This window comes from Proteiniclasticum sp. C24MP (assembly GCF_043951855.1).
In the GTDB taxonomy this organism is placed as follows: domain Bacteria; phylum Bacillota; class Clostridia; order Clostridiales; family Clostridiaceae; genus Proteiniclasticum.
This window is the reverse complement of record NZ_JBINJW010000015.1, coordinates 1-21,010: the sequence shown is the minus strand read 5'-3', so window position 1 is coordinate 21,010 and position 21,010 is coordinate 1. Positions and strand designations below refer to the sequence as shown.

Here is a 21,010-nt window from a genome sequence, read left to right as displayed (position 1 = left end):
AGCAAATGCAGAAGTTTAACATTGTAAAGCAGGCCATTGCGGGAACTATGGAATCATCTGATCTTCAGATCATTCTGGATAGAAACGAAGGCAACGGCATTGAAATCGAACTGAAAAGTAGTGTGGAGAACCAGTATGGGAGAAGAATCAGAGAGGTCCTTCTGGATACTCTGAAGAATCTGGGCATAGAGGATGCAAAGCTCACAGTGACGGACAAGGGTGCTCTGGACTGCACCATCGTCGCAAGAACCATAGCAGCAGTGCACCGTGCAGCGGATGCCACAGATAAAATCGACTGGGAGGGCCTTGAAGAATGGAACGTTTAAGAAGAACCATGATGTTTGTTCCTGCCAGTAATGCGGGGATGCTGAGAGACGCCTATATATATGGAGCAGACTCCATTATGTTTGACCTGGAGGATTCCATCTCACTGAAAGAGAAGGATACTTCAAGATTTCTGGTCTATCAGGCGGTGAAGACCATAGACTACGGCAGCACTGAAACTGTCGTCAGAATCAACAGTCTGGATATGGGGGGAAGAGATGATGTCCATGCCATGGTAAGAGCAGGCATTGATGTGATCAGACTACCAAAGACGGAAACGGCCCAGGATATCCTGGATGTGGAAGAAGTCATTCTGGAAGCGGAAAGACAGTGTGGAAGGGAAGAAGGTTCCACGAAAATGATGGCGGCCATCGAAGGGCCAGTGGGCGTACTTAATGCGCTGAGTATTGCCACAGCCAGCAGCAGACTCATCGGCATCGCGCTGGGTGCGGAAGACTATGTCACATCCATGAAGACCAGTAGATATCCTGAAAGAAACAGTGAAGAGATTTTCTTTGCCAGATCCATGATCGTCCATGCGGCCAGAGCGGCAGGCATTGCGGCGCTGGATACGGTGTTCTCCGATGTCAATGACTCAGAAACACTCAGAAAAGAAACAGAGATTATTAAGCAGCTGGGCTATGATGGAAAATCCGTCATCAATCCAAGACAGATTTCTATTGTGAATTCTGTTTTCACACCCACGGAAAAGGAAATCGCCAATGCGGTGGCTGTCATGAATGCCATAGAAGAAGCAGAAGCAAAGGGTTCAGGCGTTATTGCGCTGAATGGAAAAATGATTGATAAGCCCATTGTGGAAAGAGCCGAAAGAGTACTGATGCTTGCCGAAGCGGCCGGCGTATACAGGAAGGGGGAGTAATCATGGCAGAGAATAAGTTAGGCAGGGAAATCCCTGAACAGTACAGAGAAGTCTTCGGTGCCTTTGAAGGGCAGTTTTCCAGAAGACATGAATATAGTAGATCCAGCGGGAAAGTGACCTCCGTGAAACCTGGAGAATCAAAGCTTCTGGGGTCTATAAGAGAAGCCATTGAAAAATCAGGACTGAAAGATGGCATGACCATCTCTTTCCATCATCACTTCAGAGAAGGGGACAAGGTCCTTAATATGGTCATGGAAGAGATTGCGGCCATGGGCATAAAGAATCTTACCCTGGCACCAAGTTCCATAGCAAATGTTCATGCACCGCTCATCGATCATATCAAAAACGGTGTGATCACACAGATCACATCATCTGGGCTGAGAGACAGACTGGGTGCTGAGATTTCACACGGACTTATGGAAAACCCTGTGATCATAAGATCTCATGGGGGAAGAGCCAGAGCCATCGAAAAGGATGAAATCCATATCGATGTGGCGTTCCTGGGTGCACCCAGTGCGGATGTCTATGGCAATGCCAACGGATCCCACGGGAAGGCCAACTGTGGATCTCTGGGATATGCAAAAGTGGATGCGGAGTTTGCGGACAAAGTTGTCATCATTACGGATAATCTTGTACCCTATCCCAATACGCCCATCAGCATTCCTCAGAACCAGGTGGATTATGTAGTGGTTGTGGATTCCATCGGAGACCCCAATGGCATCGCAAAGGGAGCGACCAGAATCACCACCAATCCGAAAGAGCTTCTGATCGCGGGAAATGCCAATAAGGTCATTACCTCTTCACCTTACTATAAGGAAGGATTCTCCTTCCAGTCCGGTACAGGCGGATCCACCCTTGCAGTGGCGAGATTTCTTCAGGATTCCATGAAGAAGGACAACATCAAGGCATCCTTTGCCTTAGGTGGACTTACAGGACATCTGTGCAGCATGCTGGAGGAAGGACTCATCGAAAAGATCATTGACACCCAGTGCTTCGACAGAGGAGCCATCGAGTCCATGAAGAAGAATGAGAACCATTATGAAATCAGCGCATCCTTCTATGCCAATCCAGGAAACAAGGGTGCTGCAGTGAATCAGCTGGACGTGGTCGTTCTATCAGCACTGGAAATCGACACGAATTTCAATGTCAATGTCATGACAGGTTCTGACGGAATCATAAGAGGAGCATCAGGCGGACACAGTGATGCGTCAGCTGGGGCAAAGCTCAGTCTGGTCCTTACACCACTGATCAGAGGAAGAATTCCTACCATTGTGGAAGAGGTGAATACAGTGATCACGCCAGGGGAAAGCATTGATGTGGTGGTGACGGAGATCGGTATCGCCATCAATCCACGCAGACAGGACCTCATGGAAGCTTTCAGGAACCTAAACGTTCCTCAGTTCACCATGGAGGAGCTGAAGGAGAAAGCCTACCAGGTTGTAGGACGTCCTGATCCTATTGTCTATGAGGACAGAGTTGTAGCACTCATAGAATATCGTGACGGCAGCCTCATTGATGTAGTCAGAAAAGTAAGAGACTAGAATCCATAAAGAACGGGAGGTCAGGATATGAGGAGCAATATATTTACAGAAGGAAGCAGACCCTCGCTGGAAGAAGTGCTTCACACAAGAGAAAATCGTGTGAGATTCCAGGAAACACTGGCTGTAAAGTATTCACCTGATACCATCATTTCCTTCAAGCTGAATATTCCAGGACCTGTGAAGAACAATGAAGCCATCGGAAAGATCTTTTCCGTAGGAAAAGCCGATATCACAGATTCTCTGAAATACAGGGGATGGGAGATCACCTATGAGAAGATCATGGATCTCAAAACAGGTCCGGAGCTCTTCCTGGTGACCAGAGGGTCTCTTGTGGAAGTGAAGAAAGCCATGATCATACTGGAAGATGATATGCCATTAGGGCGCTTGTTTGACCTGGATGTATTCATGGCAGAAGGAAAAGAAGTAAGGACCATATCCAGAGAAGCGCTGGGTTTTCCTGAAAGAAGATGCCTGATCTGTGATGAATCCGCTAAGGTCTGTGGAAGAAGCAGAACCCATGAAGTCAGTGAGATGCATGAGAAAATCATGGAAATCATGGAAAAGGAAAAGAGATTAAAATAGTATGAGCAGGTTTATTCCCATGAAAGGATAAACCTGCTCATTTTACTGGTGAAAAAGAAAGAGTGTACACTTTTGGAGCCATGCTCTCATCTTGTGGATATTTCCTGAATGATATGACAGTCTCTGATTCCTATGTTAAAATCTAACTATATAAAGGAAAATATTCATTCAGGAGGTAAATAGTTATGAAATGGGTCAATATGGAGTTTGACTATGCATTTAAAGGTATATTGAAGGCGAAGAGAGGAACTGTGGACATCGGTATCGAAGAAGGAACCATCGAACCATACGATATGGTTTTCGGTGCACTGGGATCCTGTCTGTATTCCACTTTTCTCGATATCGCAGTGAAGAAGAAGATTGTCTATGAAGGGGTCAGAATGAAGGTCTCAGGAGAAAAGAGAACCGAAGTGCCTACTACACTGAAGACAGTGAATGTTGAGGTCACCGTCATCAATCCAGTGAAGGAAAAGGGACTGGACCAGGCCATGAGACTGGCTACTGAGTACTGCTCCGTCTATCAGACGCTGTCCCATGTGGCTGAGATGAGTTATACGCTGAACTTTGAATATACAGACAAGTAGAAGAGGATTGCCCTGATTTAATCAGGGCTTTTTTTTTGGCTCTGCATGAAATATATATTAAACATGGATATTTTATCAGATTCGTTATAATACAAATATAGGTGTATGGCTTGTCAAATCAAGAACGGAAAGTTTAAAGAAGGCATGGATCACACACAAAGCATTAATGCTTTATACAGTGTTTTAGAGGATGGAAGAAGAAGTTCAAAGGTGTATCAACCAAGTAATGAGCCTTCATTATCGCCTGAACAGCAAAAGGCTGTCAATAACAGTATAAACTATATTAAGAAACCGAGTTTGCTTCAAAAGAGCGTATAGACGCAGATATTATTACAATAAAAAATGCAGATGAAAAAACATGGGAGTCTTTACATTCAGATGACTCTGCGCGCAATGTTTGTGATCGTGATTCCTTTTGGCTACATGCCAATAGAATAGGACTATATTTTGCAATATATAGAACATCCTCGTGCTTAACATTCTTATTATGTGCATTTAGGGAACTTTCTATCGAGTTCCCTAAAATTCTGCCCAAAGTCAGCATACTCTTCATTCAGATCCTTTTTCAAGAAGAGTTCACAACATAATACATTGTGCAAAATCAGATTTTACGCTATAATAGGTTTTATAAAATTAAATTTGATAGTAGTATGGAGTTGAGAAAGTAATGATAGTAAATACAGGAGAAGGGACATTCCAGAAGGATGTCCTGGACAGGAAAGGACTTGTACTGGTGGATTTCTGGGCACCCTGGTGTGGACCCTGCAAGATGATTGCACCGGTTCTGGAACAGGTGGCAGCGGAATACCAGGAGGATATTGAAATAGCCAAACTGAATGTGGATGATCATAGTGCCATTGCCCAGAGATATAAGATCATGAGCATACCCACCATGATTCTGTTCAAAGACGGGAAGCCTGTGGATGGAGCCATAGGTATGAGATCCAAGGACTATTTCGAGGAGCTCATAAGAAAACACAAGTAATTGCAGGAATGAAAAAATGCCGTTCATGATAAATTTATCATGAACGGCATTTTTTCCGATGTTGTTGAAACTACTTCAGGCCAGTACTTCCATAACCGCCACCACGGTTTTTTCCGATGACGGACACATCCTCTGTTTCGATGAATTCTGCGTGAATGACTTCATTAAAGACCACCTGGGCGATTTTTGTGCCCTTTTCTATATATAATGTGCCATAGGGATTATTATTTTTATCCAGCACAAGAAAGGGAGCAAGTCCCAGCGTTTCCTGCGTTTCTGTTCCTTTGGCACTGTAAGTGGTGAACACATCATTCTTATGATCCGGAAAAAGAATTCTGCAGTTTTTCTGCACATCTTCCCGTAGCGATTCGTTATAAAGCATCTCATAGGGAAGGCTGGCAATGTTGTATGTGTTTTCCGCAATGACACCCACAGGGTTTCTGTAGCCTGCATCAACGGTGCCAGGACTGTTTGGAATGCTCAGGCTGGTCTTCAGGGAAAGCCCGCTTCTAGGCCTTACCTGCATCTCGATATGATCTGGAAGGGCTACTTTGAAGTTCAGCGGGATAATGGTCTTTTCTCCGGGTCTTATGACCAGATCCTCAGCAGCATAGACATCGGCTCCAGCATCATTGAAATTCGCATAGGCTGGAATTCTGCCCTCTTCCATGAGTTCGATATATATTTTTTCTTTCTTCATCAATTCTTCTCTCCCGTCTCTCTAAATAAAATGAGGTATAATAGTATCAGCAACTTAAGAATTTTACTCCCTATTTCCTATTATAGGGGAATAAAATCTTTCAGCAAAGGAAAAGAAGGAGGGTATGTCGTGGAGAAAGAGAAACTGAAAAAACTGCCGCTATTTGAAAGAGCGCTGATTTTGGCTGCAGGGATGCACGCAGGCCAGAAGGATAAAGGTGGGCAGCCCTATGTCATGCATGTGATCCGGGTGATGATGGAGCTGGAAGAGATGGAGCTGAAAGTGGCTGCTTTGCTGCATGATCTTCTGGAAGATACGGATCTTTCGGCAGAAGAGCTTCTTTCGTACGGGTTCAGTGAGGATCTCATCGGTATAGTCCGCATTCTTTCAAGGGATCCGAAAGAACCTTATATGGACTATATCAAAGACCTTGCAGGGGATGAAAGAGCCATAAAGATCAAGCTCAGTGATCTGAAAGACAATCAGAACCGAACCAGACTGAAGGAGAACCTCAGCAGCGAAGACCTGGAAAGAATGGAGAAATATCATCGGGCGGAGGAATATCTTCTCGGTGTTTTATATGGGCGGCAAGTTTAGCATTCTGCTGGAACTGTATGGAGACTGAAAATGGAGAGAAAGAAATGAAAAACATCACATTCGGAATCATCGGCTGCGGAGACGTGACAGAGAAAAAGAGCGGACCTGCTTTTCAGAAGCTTCCACACACCACACTGAAATGGGTGATGCGCAGAAATGAAGAGAAGCTGAAAGACTATGCAAGAAGACACAGGATAGAACACTATACCACCGATTACAAGGAGATTCTGGAAGACCCGGAAGTGGATGCGGTCTATATCGCTACCCCACCCTACATGCATAAGTTCTATACCATTGAGGCAGCGAAGCATAAAAAAGATGTCTATGTGGAGAAACCCATGGCATTGTCGGTGGAAGAATGCGTGGAAATGATGGAGGTCTGCAAAGCAGAAGGCGTGAAGCTGTTTGCAGCATACTACAGAAGATCTCAGAAGAAGTTCAGAACCGTGAAGGAGCTTCTGGGAAATCACGAAATCGGTGAAATCAGGTCTTTTCATTATCACTATGTGAATCCGCTGCCACAGCATAACCCTGATAGAGCGTGGCTTTATGATCCGAAAATCTCCGGTGGCGGGCAGCTTTATGATGTGGGTTCTCACATGATGGACATGATCCTGTATCTTTTCGGAGATGTGGGCTATGCAAAAGGGATTTCCAGGAATCAGGCAAAGGTGCTTGAAGTGGAAGACAATACTTCAGGTATCCTGTTATTCAGGAATGGAGTACAGGGAACCGTACAGCTGACCTTCAATGGAAAGGTGAATGAAGATCAGATGGTGATTACAGGGAGCGAAGGAACGCTGAAATTTTCCATCATGAACAATGAACCTCTGGAGATCATCAAGCCGAATGGAATAGACGAGATTTCCTTTGAGGAACTGGAACATGTTCAGATGCCGCTCATAAGTGATGTGGCTCTGGCCATGGGTAAGGAATCTGAACTGGATTCCACTGGACTTTATGGACTTAGAACACAGGAAGTGATCGAAGCCTTCAGAGACAGCAGGGAAATCAGATACTAGAAATAAATTTGGGCAAAAATTAAGACTTCTGCAAGTTCTTGCAGAAGTCATGTCCATTCTTTAAAGCAATTTGAGGATTTCCTCTGGATTCCTTTTGTCCTTGTATTGGTTGTCAGAAGTACAGTGAGAATAATACTCTACTTCCTTCTTTAGTATAACAAAAATCAAGTCAATATAACAGTAGATTTTTTAAAAAATATTCAGTTTCCTTGATAAATCCATAGCTCCTCATGAATGTTTCGTTCATCCACGAGAAAGTAGTTCTTGGATTCGGTTCTGCTGATATGAGTATAGATCATCTCATCGGTAACCTGAGATTTATTCGAATCCTGATCCATAAAATATCGGGAAGCATGAATCAGTTCCCCATCAAAGTGAATATTGATCACATACTGGCTTTTCGTGAGATCGTAGATGACGATGCTTATGGAGTCCTCTCTTTTTGCATCGACATTCTTTATGAAAATCTCAAAGCGGTCGTGATTCTCGCTGTTGGTGCCATCTAAAACAATATAGCCGTTTCGGATTGCTTCCTCTCTAGGAAAATACGCTTCTTTTGCCGAACATCCTGTAACGAGAAACAGAAGCAGGAGCAGAAGAACGGTGAGGGGGATTCTAAAATTTCTCATGGGAATTCTCCTATAGTCTACAGTAAATCCAGTATATCTTTTTCTATGGAAAGAGGATTCGTGGTGGGTGCGTATCTTCTGATGACTTGTCCTTTCTGATCCACGAGGAATTTAGTGAAGTTCCATTTCACAGCATCACCTAAGAGACCCTTGGTTTCTTTTCTCAGATATCTGAACAGTTCATGGGCGTCTTCTCCGTTGACATCCACTTTGGAAAACATGGGGAAGGTCACGCCGTAATTGATTTCGCAGAAATTCTTTATATCTTCTTCGTCACCGGGCTCCTGACTCTTGAACTGGTTGCATGGAAATCCGAGTACAAGAAAGTTCTTGTCCTTATGTTTCTGGTAAAGTTTCTCCAGATCCTCATATTGTGGGGTAAACCCGCATTTACTGGCCGTATTCACAATAAGAAGCACTTTGCCCTCATATTGGCGCATGGACTGCAGCTCTCCGTCGATGTCTGTTGCCTGATATTCATATATACTCATGAAGCACCTCAAAAAATTAATAGTATAGTCACATTTAGGATAAGCCAAATATTAGATATTGTCAAATATTATTGCATACAAGTTAATGTGAGGGAACCAGAAAAAAGAAGCGCTTTTTCAAGCGCTTCTGATCGTTTCTTACTATAATAATTCTCTGATGTCCTTTTCGATGTCCATAGGATTCACCTGCGGTGCATATCTTCTGATCACTTTTCCGTCTTTGCCCACTAGAAACTTCGTGAAGTTCCATTTCACGGAATCACCCAGCAGTCCTTTGGTTTCTTTTCTCAGATACTGAAAGAGGGAATGAGCGTTTTCTCCGTTCACATCGATTTTGGAGAACATGGGGAAGGTCACACCGTAGTTCAGTTCACAGAAATTTTTGATTCCGGCTTCATCTTCAGGCTCCTGATTCTTGAACTGGTTGCTGGGAAATCCAAGCACCATGAATCCCTGATCCTTCATGTTTTCATAAAGAGTTGCCAGTCCCTGGAACTGAGGGGCAAATCCGCATTTGCTTGCAGTATTCACTATGAGCATGACCTTACCTTCGTATTGGTTCAGATCCTGCTTCTCTCCATCGATATCAATTGCGCTGTACTCATATACACTCATTAAAAAACGCTCCTTCAATTATTATTTATTATACTAACTATAGTAATATGAATATTGAATTTAGTCAAATTAAATTGTGGGAAATTTAAATAAAATCAAAGAAATAAATACACTCCACTCAAGCAATCAGAAGCTGAGATGGAGTGTATGATGTTTGAGTTACGCAGATCACGATTCGTGATGGAATCAGAATTGCGATATGAGACTCAGTATAGGCAATGATGAAGCTGATACTATGGTTTCACATATTTTGATTCAAAACAGATATGTCCTGCTATGTTCTTTGCTTTCTCTTTCGGGTCCTCATAGGACCAGGCAGCATTTTTCAGCAGTTCTTCCCCAGCCTGAATATGATAATAAGTTGCATCACCTTTCCATGGACAGGTATACTGCTTATCGCTTTTCGTGAAGTGCTCCATTTTCACGTCTTTTCTTGGGAAATAGTGATTGTTTTCCACAATTTCAGTGTGATCGCTTTCTGCAAGTACTGTGTTTTTATAGACTGCTTTCATTGTCGACCTCCTTTTTTTCCTGTATGTTGATTCATATTCTATCATTAATAGCTGTTCCATACAAATAATTGACTGAATATTCTTACTTGAATGAAGTGTCAGGTTCAGCCGGTAATCTGCAATGTCTCTGATAAGATATTCATCTGATGGAATGAAAGAGAGCTTCACCGAATGAAGCTCTCAAGATTGTAATTCTACTTATTTATTAAGAAACTGCTTCGTTACATCCACGAGTCTCTTGGCCTGATGTCTGACAGCGCCTTCCACATCATTGAGGATCTTACCGTCAACGATACTTGCTGTTGTTCCGTAAGGATTTCCGCCTGCCTGATAGATCACTGGGTCAGTGTATCCAGGGGCGACTACGATTGCACCAAAGTGCATTGCGGATGTGTAGATGGATCTGACGGTTTCTTCCACTCCACCATTCACATTCATGGCAGAAGACATGGCGGTGACCATCTTGTTTACGAGTAGACCCTGTGACCAGACTCCACCAAGAATATCAAAATACTGCTTGAACTGGGAAGCTACGTTTCCATAACGTGTTGGTGTGGAGAAAATGACTGCATCTGCATCCACAAAATCCTGAGGCGTTGCCACTGGAATAAGATCCTTTGTTTCCTCATAATGCTTCTTCCATAGCGGATTCTGCTCGATGGCTGATTCCGGTGCCAGCTCAGCTACTCTAAGCAGCTTTACCTCTGCGCCTGCCTTTTCAGCCTCGTCCTTTGCCCACTGCACCATCTGGTAGTTTCCTCCAGTTGAGCTGTAATAAATGATTGCTACTTTAACTTTTTCCATTTAATTATCGTTCCTTTCTATGTATATTTATGTTTTTACTGGTTATGTTTTGTTCCATGTATTAGTTATAACATTTGATTGTGTACGATGTGTAAATGGAGTGTATCCTTTGCGTTAATTTAATACTAGTTAGTACTATTAACATTTAGTTCATAAAAAGACACGTGTTTTCTGTTTTAAACGAAAATTTCTTGACTTGTCATTTTTAGAGTGATATTATTTAAAGGTCATGTAGACAGATTGTGGCCCCTTGGTCAAGCGGTTAAGACGCTAGCCTCTCACGCTGGAATCAGGGGTTCGATTCCCCTAGGGGTCACCAGTATAAATACACCTTTTGATGAGTTAAAGGATAGTTCTTTCATGGAACTTCCCGCTGAACTTTACAAGAGGTGTATTTTTTGCGTTCCTGAATCAGAAGACTGGTGAACTGATCGATATGTGTTCTTTCAGGCGAGTAAGGTATGGAGAAGTCTGGATTTCAGTTGGTTTGAAGATTAATAAAAGAAACCGTGGAAGAGACTTTCCACGGTTTTTTCAGTATTGATTTCAGATAACTCCTGCATCGGATAATTCATCTTCATTCATATAGATAAGCTCCTCTGAAAATATCAGGTGTGCTTCGGTCAGCTTCTGGATTTCGTCTTCAGTGTAGAGAGGATTGATTTCCTTCACCAGAAGGCCGCTGCTCGTCACTTCAATCACAGCCATTTCGGTGATGATCATGTCCACCTGATTCCTTGCTGTCAGTGGAAGCGTACAGTCCTGTAGAATCTTCGGATTTCCTTTTGCGGTATGTTCCATGGCTACAATCACTTTCTTTGCACCGGATATGAGATCCATGGCGCCACCCATCCCTGGAACCATTTTTCCGGGAATCATATAGTTTGCGATGTTTCCTTTCTCATCCACCTGCAGGGCACCCAGGACCGTCAGATCCACATGGCCTCCTCTGATGATGCCGAAAGACAGTGCGCTGTCAAAGAAAGCGCCTCCAGGAAGAATTGTCACAGGCATCCCGCCGGCATTGGTGATATGCGGATCGAATTCTTCTTCTGTGGGTGATGGGCCAAGGCCTACAAATCCGTTCTCTGATTGGAAAACGATTTTCTTGCCTTCTGGAAGAAAGTTTGCAACCAGTGTAGGCAGCCCGATACCCAGATTGACCACATCGTTGTCTCTTAATTCTTTTGCCACTCTTTTCGCGATATAGTTCTGAATCTCTCTTTTTTCCATCATGACTCATGCCCTCCATCTACAATATAATCAATGAAAATCCCAGGCGTATGAACATAGTCTGGATGAAGCTCGCCCACTTCCACAAGCTCCCCGGCTTCCACGATGGTAAGGTCAGCTGCTGTTGCCATGATTTCATTGAAGTTTCTTGTGGCTCCATGGAAGTTCATATTGCCGAAATGATCCACTCTATTGGCAAAGAGTATGGCAACATCAGCCTTCAAAGGTTTCTCCAGAAGAAATTCCTCTCCATCCACAACCACTTTTTCTTTTCCGTTTTCCACTTCAGTTCCAAGCCCGGTCTTTGTAAGCACACCACCTAGTCCGAAGCCGGCGCATCGGATCTGCTCAATCAGTGTCCCTTGAGGTGTAAGAACCACCTCGGTTTCTCCAGCCAGCATCTGTCTTCCGGTTTCCTTATTGGTACCGATGTGGGATGCGATGATTTTTCTGAACTGCTTATTTACTACAAGCTTTCCTGGTCCCTTGTCGATAAACCCGGAATCGTTGCAGATCAGCGTCAGGTCTTTTGCTCCTGAAGCGCAGAGCGCATCGATGATTTTCTCAGGACATCCTACTCCAAGGAATCCGCCGACCATGATGACATCACCGTCTTTAATCTTTGATGCTGCATCCTGTATTGAGATCAATTTGCTCATATTTACCTCCATGTATTCGATCATATCTGTTCTTTCGATTTTGAGTATACGATTACACCCTGATTCTATTTCTTTGTGATGCTTTTGTCTAATTGCAATACTTCATATTATCTATAACCAGAAGTTATAAGAAGTGATATAATGAGATTCAGAAAGAAAACTAGGAGGGTTACATGGATATCAATCAGCTGAAATATTTCATAGCCATTGTGGAAAATGATCTGAACCTTTCCGTTGCTTCAAAGAAACTGCACATCAGTCAGCCGGCTCTATCGAAATATATCATCAAGTTTGAAGAGGAGGAGAAGGTAAGGCTCTTTGAAAGAAGTCACGGAAGACTTACCGGGCTGACACCTGCAGGGGAGAATTTCTATGGGAATGCGCAGATTGTCATCGAGAAGCATGATCATCTCATGAAGGAATTCAGAGATCATGGAAGTCTCATCAAGGGCACTGTAAGGATCGGAATCCCACCGCTGATTCTTACTGTGCTGTTCACAGAGGTCATGGCGGATCTCATCAGGCTCAATCCGGACATCAGGTTCATCATTGTGGAGAAAGGAGCTTTTGAGCTGCGCAGAATGCTTCTTCTGGATGAGCTGGATCTTGCCGTGCTTCTTCACCCTACAAATCTCAATGAGCTGCTGTTCAAGGAGGAAGTCATAAGAGAAGATGCCCTTAGCGCATTCATGAGCAAAGACAATCCGCTTGCAGCAAAAAACACCATAGAGTGGACGGATCTCAAAGGAAAAGATCTGGCAGTCTTCAATGAGACTTTCATGATACATCATCAGCTCATGAGAAAGTTCCAGTCATTGAAAATGGAGCCGAAAATCTCTCTTATGTCCGGTTCCTGGGATTTTCTTCTGGAAGTCACAAGAACATCAAACTTCATCACCATTCTTCCGGCACCGATCAAAGAACATTTCTCCTTCAAGGATGTGACGGAAGTGTCATTCAAAAAACCGATCTCCTGGCAGGTGGTCATGACTTACAAACTGAAATCCCATTACACAAGGATCGAAGAATACACCATTGACTCCATAAGGAAATACTTCAAAGAGAAGAAGAAAATAGAGTCTCTGAGGCATGAGTAAACAGAAAAACTGCCCTCTATGATGTGAATCACAGGGGCAGTTTGCTGTTTTTTTATTCTTCTTCCTCCAGGGAAAGCATTTCTTCCATTTTCGAAAGAAGATCCTGGTAGACGTCCTTCCGATTGAGTTCATTGAGCATCTCATGTCGTCCCTTTTCATAGAGCTTCATGGTCACGGTTTTCACTTCGGCATCCAGGAGATGATTGAACGTATCAGTGACACCTTTGCCATATGTACCCACAGGATCATTCTTTCCGCTGAAAAGGTGGACTGGAACTTCCTTGGGCATCTGTGCTGCCCATTCATCGGAAGTGACCTCTCTCATGATTTCGAGAAATCCCTTGAAGCCATTCATGGTGAACACGAAATTGCATTTCGGATCCTTATGATAAGCGGCCACAACCTTTTCATCTCTTGTAAGCCAGGAGAACTTATCCTTTTCGTCCTGGAAGTTCTTGTTGAAACCGTTGAAGAAGACGGAGTTGAACAGCGTGCTTCGATGCTTTTCTCCTCTCACTGCTGAAATGGACTTTGCAAGAGTGATGCCAGGGGAAACGCCTGGATTGGCACCTCCGGTTCCGCTGATCAGGATTCCGGAAAGGCTCCTTCCGAATTTCATGAGATATTTTCTCAGGACAAAAGAACCCATGCTGTGTCCCAGGATAAAGTGCGGCAGCTCGGAATACCGTTCCGAAAGCAGATCCGTCATGGTTTTCAGATCCTTGACCAGTGTGAGGTCTGATGCATCTTCAGAAAAATATCCTAAATCCTCCAGGGTGTTGATGCTTCTGCCATGCCCTACATGGTCATGACCGGCGACCAGAACTCCTTCTCTGGAAAGGTATTTTATGAATCCCTCATACCTTTCAATATATTCACACATGCCATGGGTGATCTGAAGAACAAAACGAACCGGTTTCTTCGGTGTATAGATATAATAGTGAATATCAAAAAGACCGTTGCTGCTGGGGAAGGTTTCCATTGTCTTGTTATAACTCAAAATCATCACGCTCCAACTTCCTTATTAGTTCCATTATAGGGAAGGAATTGCAGATAGACAAATGATTTTGAAGATTTCGTCATCTGACGGAAGTTGTTTGGGTGGAGATATGGTAAAATCAGAGTATGATTATTAAAATCTTGGGGGATGAGTATGAAAAAAATTGCAGTCATTTTATCAGTTCTGATTTTATCCATGGGGTTTTCGGCCTGTGGAAAAGATGAAGTGCCGGAAGAACCTATAGAAACACCTGCGGAGACACCTGCGGAAGAACCGGCAGAAGAAGACCCTGTGGAGGAACCCGAAGAAGAGCCGGAAGTGAGAGAAAAACACCATTACGATTCACCACAGCCTGGACTTTCTCCACTGACTGGACTTCCTTATGAGGGGGATGGAAAAGTCATCATGGTTCAGATCGAGAATACAGAAGCGGCTAGGCCTCACAGCGGTCTGGCAGAAGCGGGTCTGATCTACGAGATGGAAGTGGAAAGCACCATCACAAGGCTCACAGCCTTCTTTCACGGGAATTACCCTGAAAAGGTGGGTCCGGTAAGAAGCGCAAGAAAGCAGCATATGTTTTTGTGGAGCGAATGGAATTATCTTTATGTATTTTATGGGGGTTCCACTCCATCGGGGCAGAACATCTATGACTGGATGCGAGACCTTGATATCACTGCCAGAAGAGTGGATGGCATGAGAGATACCATCGGATTCTCCAGATCGACAGACAGAAAAGCCCCGCACAATGCCTACACGAATCTGGATACAGTCATGTCGCAAGCCTATGATTTCGAACCTTATGATCGAACGCTGTACTATGCGGATGAGGCTGGACAGGGTGGAGAAAGTGCTACGAAGATTTCTCTTTCCTACAGAAGCGATAACAAGGTCACATACGAATATGATGAGCAAGAAGAGGAGTATCTTCGTTTCATCAACGGGAAGCCTATGATGGACAAGGAATCAGACCAGCAGATTGCAGTGAAGAACATCATTGTCCAGCATACGAATCATTTTCATGTGACGGGGACGGTCTACACCAATATTGATCTCATCGGTACTGGTGATGCCGAGTATTTCATCGATGGCGTCATGAAAAAAGGAACCTGGGAGAGACGGGATGAAGGATCCATGACCCGATATTTTGATGAAGAGGGGAATGAAATTCCTTTCAAACCTGGAAAGACCTTCATTCAGATCATGAGAAACGACAGCCAGGTGACTTTCGAATAAAAGGATAGGCAGAACTGCTTCGTGGTTATAGTACGGCAAGAAGGCCTGAAACATCGGGAAATGATGTTTCAGGCCTTTGTTCAGTACTGGATCAGTTCTATGTATAGGATGTTGTTAAAGATCGTTTGTGTTGAAGGTATCTCCGTGGTCCAGGTCACCATACTGGAAACCTCTCTTGAACCATCTCATTCGCTGTTCAGATGTGCCGTGGGTGAACGTGTCAGGAATCACATATCCCTGGGACTGCTTCTGCAGTCGGTCATCACCGATGGCGTTGGCAGCGTTGATGGCTTCTTCCAGATCTCCTTCTTCCAGATAACCTTTGCCGTGTACATAATGGGCGAATACGCCAGCCAGATAATCCGCCTGAAGCTCCAGACGAACGAGATAGGTGTTGTATTCTGTCTCGCTGACTCTGCCGCGAAGATCCTGAACCTGCTGAGAGATTCCCAGGAGCGTCTGTACATGGTGCCCCACTTCATGAGCCACGACATAAGCCATGGCGAAATCTCCAGGTGCGCCGAACCTCTGACTCAGCTGCTGGTAGAATTCGAGATCGATATATACCTTCTGATCGGCAGGACAGTAGAACGGTCCAGTGGATGAACCTGCTACACCGCAGGCGGATTGGACGCTGTCATTGAACAGCACCAGAGTAGGCTTCTGGTAGGTTCTACCGTTCTCTCTGAAAATTGCAGTCCAGACATCTTCGGTATCCGCCAAAACCACTGACACGAATTCCGCCAGCTCGTCTTCCTGCTGAGTGCTTTCATAGGGTGCCTGAGTACCAGGATCTACAACACCGGAATTAGGGTTGAGGAAAGATCCGATATCTCCGCCCAGTAAAGCGATGATGATGATAATGATGATTCCGAATCCGCCGCCCATGATGCTCTTTCCACCGATGCTTCCGCCCATACCGGAACTGGAACTGCCTCTTCGGTCTTCTACATTTGAACTGCTTCTTCTACCTTTCCATTTCATATCCATTCTCTCCTATGCCATGATTATTACAACACAGTAGTACAAAGTTAATACATCTGATTAGTCTTATTATACCATTTTCTGGCAATGAATTATTTTGACAAACAGTGAATTGAGCGCTGTATCATGAAGAATGTATGAATATGTTGTGCCTGTTATTCATGGTGTTCGTAGATATTCTGTGATTTGCAAAGGAAGTGTTAAGATTTCCGGTATATGATTAATGTTAAATCTACCTTTGCGATGAAAAGGTTTTAGACAACATATAGCGGGTAGATATTATGGAAATGTTAAATCTGCTGAAGCAGGTTGACATCCGAAGATTTCCGCGTAAAAAGTTATGCACAGAGAATGTGGACAATAATGAAAAACTGTGGATAACATCATCATTGATTCTGTGGGTTTCCACTGTTTTGACCACATTATCCACAGGAAAAGGAGTGGAACATCCACCGATCTGTGGATAACATTTAAAAGCTGCAAAGCATATTGTGAATCATATTTCAAGGAGAATTTATTATGAAATTCATAAAAGATACTGTTCGCGCGACCTTCGTAAAAAGACCAAACCGCTTCCAGGGGTTTGTGGAGTATGAAGGAGAAGTGATCATGACCCATGTACCCAATACTGGCCGTGTTCAGGAGATTCTCGTTCCAGGAACCACGGTGGTTCTGAGAAAGGAAGACAATCCTGCACGTAAAACCGCATTCAGTCTCATTGCAGCCTATAAGGGGGAAGCGCTGATTAATATCGATTCTCAGATTCCCAACCGGGTCGTGGAAGAAGCTCTTCACAAGGGACATATACCAGAGCTTAGAAAATACTCCATCATAAAGAGAGAAAAAACATACAATAAGAGCAGGTTCGATTTTCTGCTTGAAAGTCCCGAAGGGGAGAAGTTCTATCTGGAAGTCAAAGGAGTGACGCTGGAGGAGGATGGAAGAGCAAGTTTTCCAGATGCACCCACGGAAAGAGGAACAAAGCACATAAACGAGCTCATGGATGCCTATGATGAAGGATTTGGTGCAGGTGTATTATTTGTTCTTCAGATGGAGAACATGAAAGAATTCTCTCCGGCTTATGAGAAGGATCCGCTCTTTTCCGCAACGCTTTTCAAGGCTATGAAGCATGGCGTGAAAGTCATGGCTTACGAATGCGAAGTGACAGAGCACTCCCTTGATCTTACACATCGGGTTCCGGTGCGATTCCGGGAGGATGACTGACTGCAGGTTCAGAGAAAATTAAATATCGATGGACTTGATTAGTGATATAATAATTCAAAATGAAATGGAATTCTGGAGGTAGCATATGGAAAAAAGACCTGCACCGATCATTACTACAAATCTTCGGGGGCATATGATTGAAGTGCCGGAAGTGATCCGAAAGGCAAGCGGAATTGTCATACTGGGTAAAAGAATCAAATCACTGATCTTTTCAACGGATGTGGCAGTCATAAAGAATACAAATGCGGATGCTGTCATGAGCGTCTATCCTTTTACACCTCAGCCCATCATCACCCAAAGCCTCATCTCTGCATCGGATGTACCTGTTTTCTGTGGAGTAGGTGGTGGAACCACCACTGGGAAAAGGGTCATCAATCTTGCACTGGATGCCGAATTCAAAGGAGCGATGGCAGTGGTGCTGAACAGCCCCACAAAAAATGATATACTACAAGGGGTGAGGGATACCATAGACATTCCCATCGTCATCACCGTCATTTCCATACTGGATGATTTCGAAGCAAGAATCAGTTCCGGTGCCACGATTTTCAATGTGTCCGGAGCGAGAGACACGGCAAAGATTGTAAGGAAAATAAGAGAGCGGTATCCGGATTTCCCCATCATCGCCACGGGCGGTCCTACGGAAGAAAGCATTCGGGAAACCATAGAAGCGGGAGCCAATGCGATTACCTATACTCCACCTTCCAATACGGAAATCATGAAGAAACTGATGGATAAATACAGGGGGCAAAATTATTGAGTACAATAGTATTAGCGGAAAACTGCAAACACTGTCCGGAGTATCAGAAGAGCTGCGAGGGCAATGATCCTTCCTGTCTCTGCTACAGATGTCCGAGAAATCTGGGGCAATGCATAACAGTTAAGTACTGCAGAGAAACAGAATCGGTTCTGGAACTGGCAGGTTCTATAGACATGGAACGTGAATATATGATAGAAAGATATTACAAGACAAAAAATATGGAATAGATAGGAGTGAAGATTTTGGAAAACTACAATGAAGGATTCAAGAGGTTTCTTGAAATTCAGGAAGAGATGAAGAACATCGGAGATGCGCAAGGCGTTCTTTACTGGGATATGGCGACGATCATGCCTTCCAAGGGAGTGGAAAGAAGATCTGAAGTGATGGCATACCTCAGCAAACTCATGTATGACCTGGAAACCAGCAAGGAATACAATGATCTGGTCTATAGTCTCCATGAACACCTGGAAGAAATGAACGACAAGGAAAAAGCCATGATCAAGGCTGCGAAGAAATCTCTTGATTTCATGAACAAGATTCCTGAACAGGAATATCTTGAATACAGCAAACTTGTGGCATCTGGGGAAAACTACTGGGCGGATGCAAGAAGCAAGAACGACTATGAAGCATTCAAACCGATTCTGGAGAAGATCGTTTATTTCAACAAGAAGATTGCAGGATATATCGGCTATGAGGATACTCCCTATGATGCGCTTCTGGATATGTACGAACCAGGCGCCACAGTGAAGGAAATTGACAAGGTGTTCAAAGAGCTGAGAGATGGACTCATTGAGCTGATCGACAAGATCAATGCCAGCGATGTCAGTATTGATGGGGATGTTCTCAAGGGCGCGTACGAAATCGAGCCTCAGAAGAAATACAACACCGAGCTTGCCAAGAGACTGGGCTATGATTTTGAACGTGGAGCCATTGCAGAGAGTGCACACCCTTTCTCCACAAACTTCGGAAACAAGGATGTGAGAATCACAACTGCCTACAGCAAGGAAGACCCGCTTACAGCAATGTATTCCACCATTCATGAAACAGGACATGCCATATATGAGCAGAATATTCCGGATGACCTTACAAAAACCAATATCGGTGGAGGCGTTTCCATGGGGATTCATGAATCCCAATCCAGATTCTATGAGAATATTCTCGCTAGAAGTCAGGAATTCATCGATGCCGAATATCCGAATATGGTAAAGGCTTTTGAAGGGCTGAATAAACTGTCCTCCTTTGACGTGTTCCAGGCAGTGAATAATGTGAGACCTTCCCTCATCAGAATCGATGCGGATGAACTCACCTACAGCCTTCATATCATCATCCGTTATGAACTGGAGAAGATGATGATCAACGGGGAAGTGAACTTTGATGAGCTTCCAGAATTATGGGCGGATAAGTATGAAGAGTATCTGGGCGTAAGACCTGATACATTCTCCAAGGGCGTTCTTCAGGATGTCCACTGGTCCGGTGGTATGATCGGTTATTTCCCGAGTTATGCTCTGGGGAATCTTTATGGGGCTCAGATGCTCTATAAGGGAATTCTGAGAGATCTGCCAGACTATCATCAGCTGATTAAGGAAGGAAAGATCAGTGAAATCACAAAATGGCTGTCAGACAATGTTCATATCCATGGCGGAACCTATGAGCCGAAGGTCCTCATCGAGAAGATCACCGGCGAACCCCTTGATGCGAAGTATTTCCTTCAGTATCTGAATGAGAAGTACAGCAAGATCTACAATTTATAGAAAGCATGAAAAAGGTCCTGAAGGTGATGCACCTTCAGGACCTTCATTCTTTCATATGTTCTATTGAACCGAGTAGCCTCTTCTAAAGATGCCTGATGATGTGAAGAAGTATCGATACGGTGTTTTCCACTGCCAGATCCTTGAATTTCTCATAATCCATGCTGGCGCCTGTATTGGCATTGTCTGAAATCGCCCGTATGACAGAAAAGGGAATGTGATTGAGATAAGCCGCCTGAGCAATGGCAGCGCCTTCCATCTCGCAGGCGGAAGCATCAAAGGACTCCGACAGGTCCATGATTTTTTCCTTGCTGGAAATGAACTGGTCACCGCTGACGATGACGCCTTCATGGGTGGTATAGGCTTCGTTCTTTCTTGAAGCAGCCAGAGCAAGGGCGGTGAGCCTTTCATCTGCAGGGAAAGAAGAAGTCTCGAATCTTGGGATTTCTCCCCGTTTCAGTCCGAAGGCTGTCACATCCATATCATGCTGAATCAGCGACGTCGCTACAACGACATCCATAGGAATGATGTTTTCCTTGACGCCTCCTGCTACACCTACGTTGATGAGATGACTCACTTCATAGTCATCAGCCAGAATCTGTGCGCATACAGCGGCATTCACTTTTCCGATACCGGAAACCACCATGACGACAGATACGTCTTCGATGTTTCCTTTAAAAAATTCCATTCCTGCTTTGATTCTGGTTTCTTCCAGGTTCATGATTTTCTTCAGTGGGGCAAGTTCTTCTTCCATGGCACAGATGATTCCAAGTGTTTTTTTCATTTGACTCTCCTTTAAACTCTTCTGG

General features: G+C 44.1%; 25 protein-coding genes and 1 tRNA gene. 15 read left to right on the top strand and 11 right to left on the bottom strand.

Annotation, left to right across the window (positions count from 1 at the left end):
• Window positions 1–5 precede the first annotated feature (5 nt).
• The 6 genes from citD (at window position 6) to trxA (ending at window position 4,896) form a co-directional block, all read left to right on the top strand.
• Complete coding sequence (gene citD, locus ACHAL6_RS10570; RefSeq protein ID WP_395270637.1) at window positions 6–326, top strand: citrate lyase acyl carrier protein; 321 nt, start codon at window positions 6–8, stop codon at window positions 324–326.
• A complete protein-coding gene (citE, locus tag ACHAL6_RS10565; RefSeq protein ID WP_395270636.1) occupies window positions 314–1,204 on the top strand; it encodes a citrate (pro-3S)-lyase subunit beta in 891 nt (296 codons plus the stop codon). Before citD ends, citE begins: the two co-directional genes overlap by 13 nt.
• Before the next feature lie 2 nt (window positions 1,205–1,206).
• A complete protein-coding gene (gene citF / locus ACHAL6_RS10560; RefSeq protein WP_395270635.1) occupies window positions 1,207–2,745 on the top strand; it encodes a citrate lyase subunit alpha in 1,539 nt (512 codons plus the stop codon).
• A gap of 27 nt (window positions 2,746–2,772) precedes the next feature.
• Window positions 2,773–3,327 carry a citrate lyase holo-[acyl-carrier protein] synthase gene (gene citX / locus ACHAL6_RS10555; RefSeq protein ID WP_395270634.1) on the top strand — a complete coding sequence of 185 codons (555 nt, stop codon included), beginning with the start codon at window positions 2,773–2,775 and terminating at the stop codon, window positions 3,325–3,327.
• Between the two features lie 185 nt (window positions 3,328–3,512).
• Window positions 3,513–3,911: an OsmC family protein gene (locus ACHAL6_RS10550; protein ID WP_395270633.1), complete on the top strand. Its 399-nt coding sequence runs from the start codon at window positions 3,513–3,515 to the stop codon at window positions 3,909–3,911.
• 667 nt (window positions 3,912–4,578) lie between these two features.
• Window positions 4,579–4,896, top strand: a complete 318-nt coding sequence (gene trxA / locus ACHAL6_RS10545) for a thioredoxin (protein WP_395270632.1) — start codon at window positions 4,579–4,581, stop codon at window positions 4,894–4,896.
• Between the two features lie 70 nt (window positions 4,897–4,966).
• Here trxA and ACHAL6_RS10540 read toward each other — a convergent pair whose 3' ends face one another.
• On the bottom strand, window positions 4,967–5,596 hold the full coding sequence (locus ACHAL6_RS10540; protein ID WP_395270631.1) for a dUTP diphosphatase: 630 nt from the start codon (window positions 5,594–5,596) through the stop codon (window positions 4,967–4,969).
• A gap of 129 nt (window positions 5,597–5,725) precedes the next feature.
• Here ACHAL6_RS10540 and ACHAL6_RS10535 point away from each other — a divergent pair, with 129 nt between their 5' ends.
• Both ACHAL6_RS10535 and ACHAL6_RS10530 read left to right on the top strand, forming a co-directional pair.
• Window positions 5,726–6,193, top strand: coding sequence for an HD domain-containing protein (locus tag ACHAL6_RS10535; protein WP_395270630.1), 468 nt, complete (start codon window positions 5,726–5,728; stop codon window positions 6,191–6,193).
• A 44-nt stretch (window positions 6,194–6,237) separates the two neighbouring features.
• On the top strand, window positions 6,238–7,215 hold the full coding sequence (locus tag ACHAL6_RS10530) for a Gfo/Idh/MocA family protein (RefSeq protein ID WP_395270629.1): 978 nt from the start codon (window positions 6,238–6,240) through the stop codon (window positions 7,213–7,215).
• A 200-nt stretch (window positions 7,216–7,415) separates the two neighbouring features.
• On the opposite strand, the gene ACHAL6_RS10525 is transcribed toward ACHAL6_RS10530, so the two are convergent.
• The 5 genes from ACHAL6_RS10525 to wrbA all read right to left on the bottom strand — a co-directional run bounded on the left by ACHAL6_RS10525 (window position 7,416) and on the right by wrbA (window position 10,266).
• The gene (locus tag ACHAL6_RS10525) at window positions 7,416–7,844 is read right to left on the bottom strand and encodes a hypothetical protein (RefSeq protein ID WP_395270628.1); all 429 of its coding nucleotides are present in this window, start codon (window positions 7,842–7,844) and stop codon (window positions 7,416–7,418) included.
• A 17-nt stretch (window positions 7,845–7,861) separates the two neighbouring features.
• Window positions 7,862–8,335, bottom strand: a complete 474-nt coding sequence (locus ACHAL6_RS10520) for a glutathione peroxidase (RefSeq protein WP_395270627.1) — start codon at window positions 8,333–8,335, stop codon at window positions 7,862–7,864.
• A gap of 141 nt (window positions 8,336–8,476) precedes the next feature.
• Window positions 8,477–8,950, bottom strand: coding sequence for a glutathione peroxidase (locus ACHAL6_RS10515; protein WP_395270626.1), 474 nt, complete (start codon window positions 8,948–8,950; stop codon window positions 8,477–8,479).
• 233 nt (window positions 8,951–9,183) lie between these two features.
• Complete coding sequence (locus ACHAL6_RS10510; protein ID WP_395270625.1) at window positions 9,184–9,462, bottom strand: DUF427 domain-containing protein; 279 nt, start codon at window positions 9,460–9,462, stop codon at window positions 9,184–9,186.
• Window positions 9,463–9,660: 198 nt separating this feature from the next.
• The gene (gene wrbA, locus ACHAL6_RS10505) at window positions 9,661–10,266 is read right to left on the bottom strand and encodes an NAD(P)H:quinone oxidoreductase type IV (RefSeq protein WP_395270624.1); all 606 of its coding nucleotides are present in this window, start codon (window positions 10,264–10,266) and stop codon (window positions 9,661–9,663) included.
• A 244-nt stretch (window positions 10,267–10,510) separates the two neighbouring features.
• On the opposite strand from wrbA, the gene ACHAL6_RS10500 reads away from it, so the two are divergent.
• Window positions 10,511–10,585, top strand: a tRNA-Glu gene (locus ACHAL6_RS10500).
• A gap of 227 nt (window positions 10,586–10,812) precedes the next feature.
• Here the strand turns inward: ACHAL6_RS10500 and ACHAL6_RS10495 are convergent.
• Window positions 10,813–11,499, bottom strand: a complete 687-nt coding sequence (locus ACHAL6_RS10495) for a 3-oxoacid CoA-transferase subunit B (RefSeq protein WP_395270676.1) — start codon at window positions 11,497–11,499, stop codon at window positions 10,813–10,815.
• A complete protein-coding gene (locus tag ACHAL6_RS10490; protein WP_395270623.1) occupies window positions 11,499–12,158 on the bottom strand; it encodes a CoA transferase subunit A in 660 nt (219 codons plus the stop codon). Before ACHAL6_RS10490 ends, ACHAL6_RS10495 begins: the two co-directional genes overlap by 1 nt.
• A gap of 173 nt (window positions 12,159–12,331) precedes the next feature.
• On the opposite strand from ACHAL6_RS10490, the gene ACHAL6_RS10485 reads away from it, so the two are divergent.
• Complete coding sequence (locus ACHAL6_RS10485; RefSeq protein WP_395270622.1) at window positions 12,332–13,255, top strand: LysR family transcriptional regulator; 924 nt, start codon at window positions 12,332–12,334, stop codon at window positions 13,253–13,255.
• A 52-nt stretch (window positions 13,256–13,307) separates the two neighbouring features.
• Here the strand turns inward: ACHAL6_RS10485 and ACHAL6_RS10480 are convergent, their stop codons facing one another.
• Window positions 13,308–14,261 carry an alpha/beta fold hydrolase gene (locus ACHAL6_RS10480; protein WP_395270675.1) on the bottom strand — a complete coding sequence of 318 codons (954 nt, stop codon included), beginning with the start codon at window positions 14,259–14,261 and terminating at the stop codon, window positions 13,308–13,310.
• 147 nt (window positions 14,262–14,408) lie between these two features.
• Here ACHAL6_RS10480 and ACHAL6_RS10475 point away from each other — a divergent pair, with 147 nt between their 5' ends.
• A complete protein-coding gene (locus ACHAL6_RS10475; RefSeq protein WP_395270621.1) occupies window positions 14,409–15,488 on the top strand; it encodes a DUF3048 domain-containing protein in 1,080 nt (359 codons plus the stop codon).
• A 114-nt stretch (window positions 15,489–15,602) separates the two neighbouring features.
• Here ACHAL6_RS10475 and ACHAL6_RS10470 read toward each other — a convergent pair whose 3' ends face one another.
• On the bottom strand, window positions 15,603–16,472 hold the full coding sequence (locus ACHAL6_RS10470) for a neutral zinc metallopeptidase (protein WP_395270620.1): 870 nt from the start codon (window positions 16,470–16,472) through the stop codon (window positions 15,603–15,605).
• A 519-nt stretch (window positions 16,473–16,991) separates the two neighbouring features.
• On the opposite strand from ACHAL6_RS10470, the gene sfsA reads away from it, so the two are divergent.
• The 4 genes from sfsA (at window position 16,992) to ACHAL6_RS10450 (ending at window position 20,204) form a co-directional block, all read left to right on the top strand.
• Window positions 16,992–17,696: a DNA/RNA nuclease SfsA gene (gene sfsA, locus ACHAL6_RS10465; RefSeq protein WP_395270619.1), complete on the top strand. Its 705-nt coding sequence runs from the start codon at window positions 16,992–16,994 to the stop codon at window positions 17,694–17,696.
• An 85-nt stretch (window positions 17,697–17,781) separates the two neighbouring features.
• Window positions 17,782–18,453 carry a hydrolase gene (locus tag ACHAL6_RS10460; RefSeq protein WP_395270618.1) on the top strand — a complete coding sequence of 224 codons (672 nt, stop codon included), beginning with the start codon at window positions 17,782–17,784 and terminating at the stop codon, window positions 18,451–18,453.
• Between the two features lie 5 nt (window positions 18,454–18,458).
• Window positions 18,459–18,680, top strand: coding sequence for a hypothetical protein (locus ACHAL6_RS10455; RefSeq protein WP_395270674.1), 222 nt, complete (start codon window positions 18,459–18,461; stop codon window positions 18,678–18,680).
• Window positions 18,681–18,695: 15 nt separating this feature from the next.
• Window positions 18,696–20,204, top strand: coding sequence for a carboxypeptidase M32 (locus tag ACHAL6_RS10450; protein ID WP_395270617.1), 1,509 nt, complete (start codon window positions 18,696–18,698; stop codon window positions 20,202–20,204).
• A gap of 82 nt (window positions 20,205–20,286) precedes the next feature.
• Here the strand turns inward: ACHAL6_RS10450 and ACHAL6_RS10445 are convergent, their stop codons facing one another.
• Window positions 20,287–20,985: a 5'-methylthioadenosine/adenosylhomocysteine nucleosidase gene (locus ACHAL6_RS10445; RefSeq protein ID WP_395270616.1), complete on the bottom strand. Its 699-nt coding sequence runs from the start codon at window positions 20,983–20,985 to the stop codon at window positions 20,287–20,289.
• Window positions 20,986–21,010: the final 25 nt, after the last annotated feature.

Excerpts from the sequence above, each read along its gene's own strand:
- citF (WP_395270635.1), top strand. The coding sequence starts at position 1,207 with ATGGCAGAGAATAAGTTAGGCAGGGAAATCCCTGAACAGTACAGAGAA.
- citD (WP_395270637.1), top strand. The coding sequence starts at position 6 with ATGCAGAAGTTTAACATTGTAAAGCAGGCCATTGCGGGAACTATGGAA.
- ACHAL6_RS10525 (WP_395270628.1), bottom strand. The coding sequence starts at position 7,844 with ATGAGAAATTTTAGAATCCCCCTCACCGTTCTTCTGCTCCTGCTTCTG.
- ACHAL6_RS10510 (WP_395270625.1), bottom strand. The coding sequence starts at position 9,462 with ATGAAAGCAGTCTATAAAAACACAGTACTTGCAGAAAGCGATCACACT.
- citX (WP_395270634.1), top strand. The coding sequence starts at position 2,773 with ATGAGGAGCAATATATTTACAGAAGGAAGCAGACCCTCGCTGGAAGAA.
- sfsA (WP_395270619.1), top strand. The coding sequence starts at position 16,992 with ATGAAATTCATAAAAGATACTGTTCGCGCGACCTTCGTAAAAAGACCA.
- ACHAL6_RS10495 (WP_395270676.1), bottom strand. The coding sequence starts at position 11,499 with ATGGAAAAAAGAGAGATTCAGAACTATATCGCGAAAAGAGTGGCAAAA.
- ACHAL6_RS10470 (WP_395270620.1), bottom strand. The coding sequence starts at position 16,472 with ATGAAATGGAAAGGTAGAAGAAGCAGTTCAAATGTAGAAGACCGAAGA.
- ACHAL6_RS10485 (WP_395270622.1), top strand. The coding sequence starts at position 12,332 with ATGGATATCAATCAGCTGAAATATTTCATAGCCATTGTGGAAAATGAT.
- trxA (WP_395270632.1), top strand. The coding sequence starts at position 4,579 with ATGATAGTAAATACAGGAGAAGGGACATTCCAGAAGGATGTCCTGGAC.
- wrbA (WP_395270624.1), bottom strand. The coding sequence starts at position 10,266 with ATGGAAAAAGTTAAAGTAGCAATCATTTATTACAGCTCAACTGGAGGA.
- ACHAL6_RS10550 (WP_395270633.1), top strand. The coding sequence starts at position 3,513 with ATGAAATGGGTCAATATGGAGTTTGACTATGCATTTAAAGGTATATTG.
- ACHAL6_RS10480 (WP_395270675.1), bottom strand. The coding sequence starts at position 14,261 with ATGATTTTGAGTTATAACAAGACAATGGAAACCTTCCCCAGCAGCAAC.
- ACHAL6_RS10520 (WP_395270627.1), bottom strand. The coding sequence starts at position 8,335 with ATGAGTATATATGAATATCAGGCAACAGACATCGACGGAGAGCTGCAG.
- ACHAL6_RS10490 (WP_395270623.1), bottom strand. The coding sequence starts at position 12,158 with ATGAGCAAATTGATCTCAATACAGGATGCAGCATCAAAGATTAAAGAC.
- citE (WP_395270636.1), top strand. The coding sequence starts at position 314 with ATGGAACGTTTAAGAAGAACCATGATGTTTGTTCCTGCCAGTAATGCG.
- ACHAL6_RS10475 (WP_395270621.1), top strand. The coding sequence starts at position 14,409 with ATGAAAAAAATTGCAGTCATTTTATCAGTTCTGATTTTATCCATGGGG.
- ACHAL6_RS10445 (WP_395270616.1), bottom strand. The coding sequence starts at position 20,985 with ATGAAAAAAACACTTGGAATCATCTGTGCCATGGAAGAAGAACTTGCC.
- ACHAL6_RS10530 (WP_395270629.1), top strand. The coding sequence starts at position 6,238 with ATGAAAAACATCACATTCGGAATCATCGGCTGCGGAGACGTGACAGAG.
- ACHAL6_RS10515 (WP_395270626.1), bottom strand. The coding sequence starts at position 8,950 with ATGAGTGTATATGAGTACAGCGCAATTGATATCGATGGAGAGAAGCAG.
- ACHAL6_RS10460 (WP_395270618.1), top strand. The coding sequence starts at position 17,782 with ATGGAAAAAAGACCTGCACCGATCATTACTACAAATCTTCGGGGGCAT.
- ACHAL6_RS10540 (WP_395270631.1), bottom strand. The coding sequence starts at position 5,596 with ATGAAGAAAGAAAAAATATATATCGAACTCATGGAAGAGGGCAGAATT.